The organism is Desertihabitans aurantiacus, from assembly GCF_003344635.1.
Taxonomy (GTDB): Bacteria; Actinomycetota; Actinomycetes; order Propionibacteriales; family Propionibacteriaceae; genus Desertihabitans; species Desertihabitans aurantiacus.
On the sequence record NZ_QPKK01000135.1, the window covers coordinates 1 to 10285 of the forward strand.

At 74.6% G+C, this 10285-nt stretch carries 7 protein-coding genes and 1 pseudogene; 2 read left to right on the plus strand and 6 right to left on the minus strand.

Annotation, left to right across the window (positions count from 1 at the left end; translation table 11 throughout):
- Positions 1–56 precede the first annotated feature (56 nt).
- On the minus strand, positions 57–530 hold the full coding sequence (locus DVA66_RS11800) for a DUF2505 domain-containing protein (protein WP_114560267.1): 474 nt from the start codon (positions 528–530) through the stop codon (positions 57–59).
- Between the two features lie 151 nt (positions 531–681).
- Between DVA66_RS11800 and DVA66_RS11805 the strand changes: the two genes are divergently transcribed.
- A complete protein-coding gene (locus DVA66_RS11805; protein WP_232821921.1) occupies positions 682–5574 on the plus strand; it encodes an NAD-glutamate dehydrogenase in 4893 nt (1630 codons plus the stop codon).
- Positions 5575–5620: 46 nt separating this feature from the next.
- Positions 5621–6460, plus strand: coding sequence for a PHP domain-containing protein (locus tag DVA66_RS11810; protein ID WP_114560268.1), 840 nt, complete (start codon positions 5621–5623; stop codon positions 6458–6460).
- Positions 6461–6489: 29 nt separating this feature from the next.
- Here the strand turns inward: DVA66_RS11810 and DVA66_RS11815 are convergent, their stop codons facing one another.
- The 5 genes and pseudogenes from DVA66_RS11815 to DVA66_RS11835 all read right to left on the minus strand — a co-directional run.
- A complete protein-coding gene (locus DVA66_RS11815) occupies positions 6490–7659 on the minus strand; it encodes a Gfo/Idh/MocA family protein (RefSeq protein ID WP_114560269.1) in 1170 nt (389 codons plus the stop codon).
- Positions 7656–7925, minus strand: coding sequence for a substrate-binding domain-containing protein (locus DVA66_RS11820; protein ID WP_114560270.1), 270 nt, complete (start codon positions 7923–7925; stop codon positions 7656–7658). Before DVA66_RS11820 ends, DVA66_RS11815 begins: the two co-directional genes overlap by 4 nt.
- A 141-nt stretch (positions 7926–8066) precedes the next feature.
- Positions 8067–9128 (minus strand): LLM class flavin-dependent oxidoreductase, encoded by a 1062-nt coding sequence (locus DVA66_RS11825; RefSeq protein WP_114560271.1) that lies wholly within the window; start codon positions 9126–9128, stop codon positions 8067–8069.
- Between the two features lie 48 nt (positions 9129–9176).
- On the minus strand, positions 9177–10016 hold the full coding sequence (locus tag DVA66_RS11830; RefSeq protein WP_157973970.1) for an EamA family transporter: 840 nt from the start codon (positions 10014–10016) through the stop codon (positions 9177–9179).
- A pseudogene (locus DVA66_RS11835) lies at positions 10013–10285 on the minus strand (hypothetical protein); the annotation flags it as partial. The pseudogene DVA66_RS11835 and the gene DVA66_RS11830, both read right to left, overlap by 4 nt.

Genomic DNA, 10285 nt, shown 5'->3' on the forward strand with positions numbered 1-10285 from the left:
GCGTCAGCGCCCCGGTCCCGACGCAGGACCGGGACGCCGACGGGGTCTGAGCCGGGTCAGCCGCGGGCCAGCCAGCGGCGGCCGACCTCCTCGTGGGTCTGCACCGCGGCCAGCACGGCCGGCGCCGCCGACTGCTCGAGCTTGCGCCCCAGCAGCGGGATGTTGACCTTGAGGTCGCCCGACATCTCGAACACCGACCCGCCACCCCCGGGGGCGAGCACGGCGCTGCCGTTCATCACCACCGGCTGACCCGGGACGGTGATCGAGACGGTGCCGCGCCGGCTGCCGTCGGCCTCGGCGGCGCCCCAGCGGATCTCCTCCACCACCTCCAGGGTGGGGCCGGTGAACTTGGCGGCGGCCGAGGGGGCCTCCAGCACACGGGTGGTGCGGGTGGTGGTGCCGTCGACGGAGACGCTGTAGGAGCGGGCGTCGCTGGCCTCGCACACCTCGTTCAGGTAGGCCTCGTCGGTCAGCATGGTGAAGGTCTCGGCGGGGTCGGCGGGGAACTCGGCACGCGTGGAGATGTCCATGGCCACATCATGCCGGGTGCCGTGCCGTCGGGGTGCGCGCAGCGCCCCCAGCCGTCCCGCGACGCCCCCTCAGACGTCCCCTAGTGTGGGGGGTGGGGGCACGCCGCCGTGCCCGCGGACGGGTTCCACAGCGAGAGGGCCGGGCAGCGCAGTGACGACCACAGCAGCACGGGTTCAGGAGACGGCCGAGGAGCTGAGACGGCGCAGGGTCGCCGAGCTGGCCCGCCACGGTGCCCGGCTGGCGGAGTCGATGGGTCAGGACCCGGCCCGCGCCGAGGAGTTCCTGCAGCACTACTTCCGCCATGTCGACGAGGGCGTGCTGCAGCGCGACGCCGACGACGTGGTCGGGCTGGTCGCCGCCCACTTCCGCGCCGCCGGCCGACGTCCCGGCGACACACCGGTGCTGCGGCTGTCCACCCCGCACCGCGAGGACGACGGCTGGGCCGCCCCGGGCGAGGCGGTCGTGCTGCAGCTGGTCAACGCCGACCGGCCCTTCCTGGTCGACTCGGTGACGATGGAGGTGATCCGCCAGGGCTGGGCGATCGGTGAGCTGTTCCACCCGCAGTTCTGGGTGCGGCGCGAGGAGGACGGTCGGCTGACCGACGTCCTGCACGGCGCCGAGGCCGCCACCGACTCCCGCGCCGTGGCCGAGTCCTGGATCCACATCGAGCTCACTCCTGGCAGCAGCCGCCGGATGACCGCCGACGACCTCGACCGGCTCCGCGACGGGCTGCTGCGGGTGCTGGAGGACGTCCGCGTCGTCGTCGACGACTACGAGCCGATGCAGGAGCGGGTCCGCGAGACCTGCGAGGAGCTGGCCGGACGGGCGATGCCGGTCAGCGACTCCGAGCGCAGCTCCTCGATCGAGCTGCTGCGCTGGCTCGCCGAGGGCCACTTCACCTTCCTCGGCTACCAGGAGTACCGCCTCGACGTCGGCGAGGCCAGCCGCCGCTACGTGCCGGTGCCCGGCACCGGCCTCGGCATCCTCTCCGACGGCCGGCCCGAGCGCGAGGACGAGCCGCAGCGCTTCCACGCCAACCCGCCCACCGCCGAGCGGCCGGTGCTGGTGGTCGTCACCAAGGACAACGTGCGCTCCCGGGTGCACCGGCCCTCCTACCTCGACTACGTCGGCGTGCGGCTGTTCGACGCCGAGGGCCGGGTGCTGGGGGAGCGCCGCTTCCTCGGGCTGTTCGCCCACTCCGCCTACACCGAGCCGGTCACCCGGATCCCGGTGCTGAAGGAGAAGTCGGCCGAGGTGCTGGCCCGCACCGGCTACGCCCCCGACAGCCACGGCGGCAAGGCCGTGATGCGGGTGCTCAGCTCCTACCCGCGCGACGAGATGTTCCAGACCACCGCCGCCGAGCTCGCCCCGACCGTGGAGGAGATCTCCCGGCTGCGGGAACGCCGCCAGGTGCGGCTCTTCGCCCGGCGCGACCCCTACGGGCGCTACCTGTCCTGCCTGGTCTACTTCCCGCGCGACCGCTACACCACCGCCGTCCGGCTGCGGATCGAGCGGGTGCTCTCCGACGCGCTGCGGGCGGAGTCGGTGGGCTACCAGGCCACGGTCACCGAGTCGGTGCTGGCCCGGCTGCACCTGGTCGCGCGGATGCCCGCCGACCGTCGGCTGGGGGCCTACGACGTGCCGGCGCTGGAGCGGGCGCTCACCGACGCCACCCGCTCCTGGAACGACCTGCTGCTCGACCAGGTCGCCGAGCACCCCGACCTGGTCGGCGTCCCCGAGCTGGAGCAGGTCTTCCCCGAGGGCTACAAGGAGGACTTCGCCCCGCGGCAGGGGGTGCTCGACCTCACCGCGCTGATGACCCTGGACGAGCACCGCCAGATGGCCCAGGCGATGTACGTCCCCGACGAGCCCACCGACACCGCCGACCTGCGGCTCAAGGTCTTCCGCACCACCCCGATGCCGCTGTCGCAGGTGCTGCCCCACCTCAGCTCCTTCGGCATCGAGGTGCTGGACGAGCGGCCCTACGAGGTGCGCCTGCCCGGCGACCGGCGGGCCTACGTGCTCGACTTCGGGCTCCGGGTGCCGGGTGGTGCGGAGGCGCTGGACGAGCGCTGGCGCCCGGCCGACCGCGAGCGGTTCACCGCCGCCTTCGCCGCCGCGCACAGCGGACGCTGCGAGAGCGACCAGCTCAACCGGCTGGTGCTGGCCGCCGGGCTGACCTGGCAGCAGGTGTCGTGGCTGCGGGCGATCTCGCGCTACCTGCGTCAGGGCGGCACCAACTTCAGCCAGAGCTACATCGCCTCGGCGCTCGTGGCCAACGTCGGGCTGGCCCAGCTGCTCGTCCGGCTGTTCGAGCTGCGTTTCCGCCCCCGCGACGCCGACTGCGCCCCGCCGGCCCAGAGCGAGGTCGAGGAGCTGGTCGAGCAGATCGGCGCCGGCTTGGACGAGGTGGCCAGCCTCGACCAGGACCGGATCCTGCGGGCCTTCCGCGCGGTGGTCCAGGCGATGGTGCGCACCAACGCCTTCCGCGACGACGCGCAGGCGCTGGCGTTCAAGCTGCTGCCGGGCCGGCTGCCCGAGCTGCTGCCGGCGCCGCGCCCGGCCTTCGAGATCTTCGTCTACTCCCCACGGGTCGAGGGGGTGCACCTGCGCTTCGGCGCCGTGGCCCGCGGCGGGCTGCGCTGGTCGGACCGTCCCGAGGACTTCCGCACCGAGGTGCTCGGGCTGGTCAAGGCCCAGATGGTGAAGAACACGGTGATCGTGCCGGTGGGGGCCAAGGGCGGCTTCTACTGCAAGCAGCTGCCCGATGCGTCGGACCGCCAGGCCTGGCTCGCAGAGGGGCAGGCCTGCTACCGGGTGTTCATCTCCAGCCTGCTCGACGTCACCGACGACATCAGCCTGGGCGACAGCGACAGCGGGGAGGTGCGCCACCCGCCGCAGGTGGTCCGCCACGACGCCGACGACCCCTACCTGGTGGTGGCCGCCGACAAGGGCACCGCCACCTTCTCCGACCTGGCCAACGCGATCTCGCTGGAGCGCGGGTTCTGGCTGGGTGACGCCTTCGCCTCCGGCGGGTCGGTGGGTTACGACCACAAGGGGATGGGGATCACCGCCCGCGGGGCCTGGGAGTCGGTGCGCCGGCACTTCCGCGAGATGGGCGTGGACTGCCAGCGCGAGGACTTCACCTGCGTCGGCATCGGCGACATGTCCGGCGACGTGTTCGGCAACGGCATGCTGCTCAGCGAGCACACCCGCCTGGTGGCCGCCTTCGACCACCGCCACGTGTTCCTCGACCCCGACCCGGACGCGGCGACCTCCTTCGCCGAGCGGCGCCGGCTGTTCGACCTGCCGCGCTCCAGCTGGGACGACTACGACCGCGCGCTGCTCTCCGACGGCGGCGGGGTGTTCCCGCGGACGGCCAAGTCGATCCCGGTGCACCCGCGCGTCCGGGAGCGGCTGGGGCTGGCCGACGACGTGACCGCGCTGTCGCCGCCGGAGCTGATCTCGGCCATCCTGCGGGCGCCGGTCGACCTGCTGTGGAACGGCGGCATCGGCACCTACGTCAAGGCCGCCGACGAGACCCACGCCGAGGTCGGCGACAAGGCAGGCGACGCCATCCGGGTGGACGGCCGCGAGCTGCGGGCGCGCTGCGTCGGCGAGGGCGGCAACCTCGGGCTCACCCAGCGCGGGCGGATCGAGTACGCCCGCGGGGGCGGGCGGATCAACACCGACTTCATCGACAACTCCGCCGGCGTGGACACCTCCGACCACGAGGTCAACATCAAGATCCTGCTGGACGCCGCCATCGCCGCCGGCACCCTGGCAGCCGGGGACCGCGAGCCACTGCTGGCCTCGATGACCGACGACGTCGCCGCGCTGGTGCTGGAGCACAACTACGACCAGAACCTGGCGCTGGCCAACGGGCTGCACCAGGCGGTCTCGATGGCCCCGGTGCACGAGAGCTGGATGCGCCGGCTGACCCGGCTGGGGGTGCTGGACCGCCAGATCGAGTTCCTGCCCGACAGCGAGGAGATGGCCCGCCGGGTCGCCGCCGGGGAGGGGCTGACCGCACCGGAGCTGGCCACCCTGCTCAGCTACACCAAGATCTGGCTGGAGCGGGAGGTGCTCCAGACCGACCTGCCCGACGACCCCTACCTGGCCGACCGGCTGGTGCAGTACTTCCCGCCGCGGCTGCGCGAGGAGCAGGCGGCGGTGATGCCGGAGCACCGGCTGCACCGTGAGATCGTCACCACCGTCGCGGTCAACCGGTTCGTCAACTCCGCCGGCATCACCGCGGTGCACCGGCTGGGTGAGGAGACCCAGGCCGCGCCGCAGGACGTCATCCGCGCCCAGCTCGCGGTCCGGGCGATCTTCTCCGCCGGGCGCCACGAGACCCAGCTGCGCCAGCTGGACCACCGGGTCGACGCCGCGCTGCAGACCCGGCTGCGGATCGAGCTGCGCACGCTGGTGGAGCGGGGCACCCGCTGGGTGCTCAGCCACCGGCGCCCGCCGATCGACATCGCCGCGGTGGTCGGGCAGTTCGCCGACGGCGTGGAGCAGGTCCGGGAGGCGATGCCGCGGCTGCTGTCGGGCCGTGACGGTGAGGTCTACGCCCGCCGGCTGGAGGAGCTGCGCGGCCTGGAGGTGGGCGAGGAGCTCGCCGCGGTGGTGGCCTGCCTGCCCTACCTGCAGGGGGCGCTGGCGGTGGTGCAGATCGCCGAGCAGGTCGACCGCGACCCGGTCGCGGTCGCCGGGGTGCACTACCGGCTGAGCGAGCGGCTCGGGCTGGACCGGCTGCAGCGGCGGGTGGCGGCGCTGCCCCGCTCGGAGCAGTGGGACGCGATGGCCCGCAGCGCCCTGCGCGACGAGCTGGGGGCGGTGCACAGCCAGCTCACCAGCGAGGTGCTGGCCCGCTCCGGCTCCACCGACGGCGCCGAGGCGCTCGAGACCTGGTGGCAGGCGAACCCCGGCGTGGAGCCCACCGTCGCCTCGCTGGAGGAGATCTGCGACGCCGACCCGACGTTGGCCCGGATGTCGGTGGGGCTGCGGATGGTGCGCTCGCTGCTGCCGACGCCGTCCTGAGCCGGTCGGCGCGGCGCCGGGGCGACGGGTCGGTCATGATGTCCGGGTGATCATCGACCTGCACACCCACTCCTCGGTCTCCGACGGCACCGACAGCCCGGCCGGGCTGGTGACGAAGGCGGCCCGGCAGGGGCTGGACGTGCTGGCGCTGACCGACCACGACACCTTCGCCGGGCTGGACGAGGCCGGGCGGACCGCCGCCGAGGTCGGGATCGAGCTGCTGCGGGGGATCGAGATGTCCACCCAGCGCAACGGCCACAGCGTCCACCTGCTCGGCTACGGCGCCCGGGAGGACGATCCCGCGCTGGGGGCCGAGCTGACCCGGGTGCGGGCGGGCCGCGACGACCGGCTCGGCCCGCTGCTGGACCGGCTGGCCGAGCTGGGGATGCCGCTGACCGAGGCGGAGGTGCTCGTCCACGTCGGGCAGAGCCCCTCGATCGGACGTCCGCACGTGGCCGACGCGATGGTGGCCGCCGGCTACGTGGCCGACCGGGCGGAGGCGTTCGACCGGTTCCTGGCCGACGGCGGCCCGGCCCACGTGCCCCGTTACGCCACCCCGCTGGGAAGGGCCATCGCGCTGCTGCGCGGCGCCGGCGCGGTCACCGTCATCGCCCACCCCTGGGGGCGGGACCGGGAGCGGCAGCTGCCGGCGGAGGTGCTGGTGGAGCTGGTCGACCAGGGTCTGGACGGCATCGAGGTCGACCACTTCGACCACCGGCCCGACCAGCGGGAGCGGCTGCGCGCCCTCGCCGACCGGGCCGGTCTGCTGGTCACCGGTTCCAGCGACCACCACGGCCTGGGCAAGGTCGACCACGAGCTGGCCCGCCACACCACCGCCCCCGAGGTGTACGCCGAGATCCGTCGCCGGATCGCCGGGCGCCGCTGACCCGGCGCGGTTGCCGACCGGCCCGCGGCTCAGGCCGTCTGGCCGCGCTCGAAGTAGTCGACCAGGTCGGCCGGCAGCGGCGGGACGGGTCGCGCCGAGCCGTCGGAGCGCAGCGACTCGGTGGCCACCACCCCCGCGGCGACGGCCATCCGGGCCGCGACCGGGGAGGTCTGGGTGCTGCCGCCCTCGGTGGCGAACCGGAGGAACTCCGAGATGAGCCGCGGGTCGGCGCCGCCGTGGCCACCCTCGGCCTCCTCGATGGGGAAGCTCTCGTCCGGGTCCGCGGCGCTGGCGTGGCGACGGTTCCACAGCCCGATGGTGCCGCCCGGGCCGTCGCCGAAGTTCTCCAGCCGGCCCTCGGTGCCGATGACGGTGTAGTTGCGCCAGTAGTCGGGGGTGAAGTGGCACTGCTGGTAGGAGGCGAGCACGCCGTTGTCGAGCCGCATCGTCATCATCGACAGGTCCTCGACGTCGACCACCGGGTGCAGCCCGGTCTGGGTGGCGGGCGGCCAGGCGTCCAGGCTGTACCAGTCGTGCATCCGCTCCCCGGAGCGGTCGCGGCGGTCGGTGATGTCGCCGTAGACGGCCAGCTCGCCCATCGCGGAGACGGTGGCGGCGTAGCCCCCGGCCAGCCAGTGGATGACGTCGAGGTCGTGGGCGCCCTTCTGCAGCAGCAGGCCGGTGCTCCTGCTCCGGTCGGCGTGCCAGTCCTTGAAGTAGAAGTCACCGCCGTGGCCGACGAAGTGCCGGCACCAGACCGCCTTGACCTGCCCGATCCGGCCCTGCTGGATGAGCTCGCGCATCTGCACCACTGCCGGCATGTGCCGCATGTTGTGCCCGACGTAGAGCCGGCTGCCGGTGCGCCGGGCGGTGGTGAGCATCTCGTCGCACTCGGCGACGCTGATGCCCAGCGGCTTCTCGCAGAACACCGCGGCACCGGCCTCCAGCGCGGCGAGGGTGGGGACGAGGTGGTGGTTGTCGGGGGTGGTGACGAGCACGGCGTCCAGGCCGAGGCCGAGCAGCTCGTCGAGGTCGCCGGTGACCAGGGCGCCCTCGGGGAGCGCGGCGGCGGCGTCGGCGCGACCACGCTCGGAGGTGTCGCAGGCGCCGACCACCTCGAACCCCTCCTCGGGCCGGTGGGCGTGGCGCCACAGCCCCGCCCGCAGTCCGAAGCCGATGATGCCGATGGTGACGGTCACGGTGACGCCTTTCCTGGGTGGGTGGTGCCCGTGGTGGACTCACGGGCGAAGAGCTCCCAGACGAGCTCGTGCAGCTCGTCGGGTCCGTCGTCGCCGTCGGCGCGCCGCAGCAGCAGCTCGGCCAACGAGCGGAACAGGTGGCGGGGGCCGACCGAGGAGACGCTGGGGGAGACCAGCTCGGTCTGCCGGGCGTTGCCGACCCCGATCACGGCGACGTCGCCGGGGACGTCCAGCCGCAGCCGCTGGGCGGCGTCCACCGCGTCCACCCGGGTCGGCCGGGGGCCGCGGCGGCGGGAGGAGGGGACGTGCCCGGCATCGAGGCTCCGGTCAGGGCGTCGCGGACGCCGTCGGCAGGGCGGTCAGGGTGCTGCCCCCGATCCTGTCACCTCCGGCCGGAGGCACTCAGGTCAGGCCAGCGCCTCGGCCAGCCGCTGCAGGGTCTCCTCGCGGGCGGGGGTGCGGTCCAGCGGGTCGGCCGCGGCGGCCCCGGCGACCGGGTGGACCATCACCTCGTCGACGCCGAACTCCGCGGCCAGCCCGCGCAGCCGGTCGGCCACCGTGGCGGGGTCGCCGACCACCCAGGGTGCGCTCATCTGCACACCGAGCTGCTCGTGGGTCGCGCTCAGCTCGGTCTCGGCGGCCTCCTCGACGGTGGCCTGCGGGCCGAACCCGCCGCCGGTGCGCAGGGCCACCATCGCCAGCAGGTGCGGACGCGCCCGCCGGACGGCCTCGGCCTCGGTGTCGGCCACCACCACGTTGACGGTGAGGAAGGTGGTGGGGGAGCCGTCGTGGCCGGCCTGCTGCCAGCCCGAGCGGTACAGCTCGAGGGCCTCGGCCGTGCCCTGGCCGGAGAAGTGGTGGGCGAAGACGTAGGGCAGGCCCTGCTCGGCGGCCAGCCGCGCGGAGTAGTCGGAGGAGCCGAGCAGCCACACCGGCGGGCTGCCCACCGCCGACGGGGTGGCGCGCAGCGCCTGCGTGCGACCGGGCCCGCCACCGGGCCCGGGCAGGGTGATGGCGGCACCACCGGGGTGCATCATCGCCAGCACCTCGTGCACCGCCTGGCCGAAGCGCTCGACCGCGGCGGTCTCGTCCAGACCCTGGCGGAGCACCCAGTTGGTCACCGGGTCGGTGCCGGGGGCGCGGCCGATGCCGAGGTCGATCCGGTCGGGGAAGGCCGCCTCCAGCAGGGCGAACTGCTCGGCCACCACCAGCGGGGCGTGGTTGGGGAGCATGACCCCGCCCGAGCCGACCCGGATCCGCTCGGTGGCCGCGGCCAGCATGGCGATCAGCACCGGCGGGTTGGTCGAGGCGACCGCCTCGGTGTTGTGGTGCTCGGCCACCCAGAACCGCCGGTACCCCAGCTGGTCGGCCAGCCGGGCCAGCCGGGTCGAGGCCCGCAGCGCCTGCCCGGTGGTCTGGCCCCGGCGGACGGGGATGAGGTCGAGGACGGAGAGCGCAGGCGTGGTCACACAGGGCCAACCGCGTCCGGCGAGCCGGGTATTCCCGGTGCGCCGCAGTCAGGACGCCGTGGCGACGACGGCCCCCACCGCGACCAGCGTGACCACCGCGCCGACGCCCTGCCAGCGGCTCATCCGCTCGTGCAGGACGAGACGGGCCAGCAGCACCGTGCCGACGGGGTAGAGGGAGGCCAGCACCGCCACCACCGGCAGCAGCCCGCCGGTGGTCGCGGTGGCGTAGAGCAGGATCGCGGTGGTGTCCAGCAGACCGACCAGCGGCACCGCCCCGGGACGGGCGAGGCCCGGGCCGACCCGGCGCCAGAGCAGCGCGGCGAGCAGCAGCAGGAGGACCAGCTGGCTGCTCCGCTCCAGCGCCACCGCCCCGACGGCGCTGGCCTGGCTCGCACGGTCCAGCAGGGTGAGCGCGGCACCCATCCCCAGCGCGGCCCCCACGGCGCTGACGACCCCGGCGCGGCTGACAGCCATCCCGGGCCCGCCCGGAGCCCGGGCGGTGAGCACGCACCCGGCGACGGTGACCGTGAGGGCCAGCAGGGTGGGCGTCCCGGGCCGCTCACCCGACAGCGAGCCCCAGACCACCGGCACCACCGCGCTGGTCGCGGCGATCGGCGCCACCACCGACATCGGCCCGATCGCCAGGGCCCGGTACAGCAGCCCCAGCCCGGTGAGGTTCACCCCCGCCGCGACCACGGCGAACGGCCAGTCCGCGCCGACCGGCGCGGGGTGCAGCACGAGCACCAGCACGCCGACCAGCAGCACGCTGGCGGCCCGGGTCAGCAGCATCACCGACAGCACCGGCCGCCCGCGGGAGGCGAGCCCGCCGAGGGTGTCGCTGGCGCCCCAGACCGCCGAGGCCCCGAGCGCCAGCAGGGCTGGTGTCAGCTGCTCTGCTCCTGCCCGGCGGTGCTCTGGTCGCCGCCACCGCCACCGCCGCCGCGACGACGACGCCGGCGACGACGCGGTGCGCCGCCCTCGGCCGTGCCGTTGGGCGAGCCCTGCTCCGCGGTCGGCGAGCTCTGCTCCGCCGTCGGGGAGCTGGCGGCACCCTCGCGGACGACCTCACCGTTGTGGGTGCGGCGCCGGTTGCGCTGGCGGGGCGGACGCGGCTCGCGCGGGCGCTCCCGCTCGGCCGGGGCCGGCGGGCGGCTGCC

Coding starts and splice junctions, on each gene's coding strand:
- DVA66_RS11800 (WP_114560267.1), bottom strand. CDS start 530: ATGGACATCTCCACGCGTGCCGAGTTCCCCGCCGACCCCGCCGAGACC.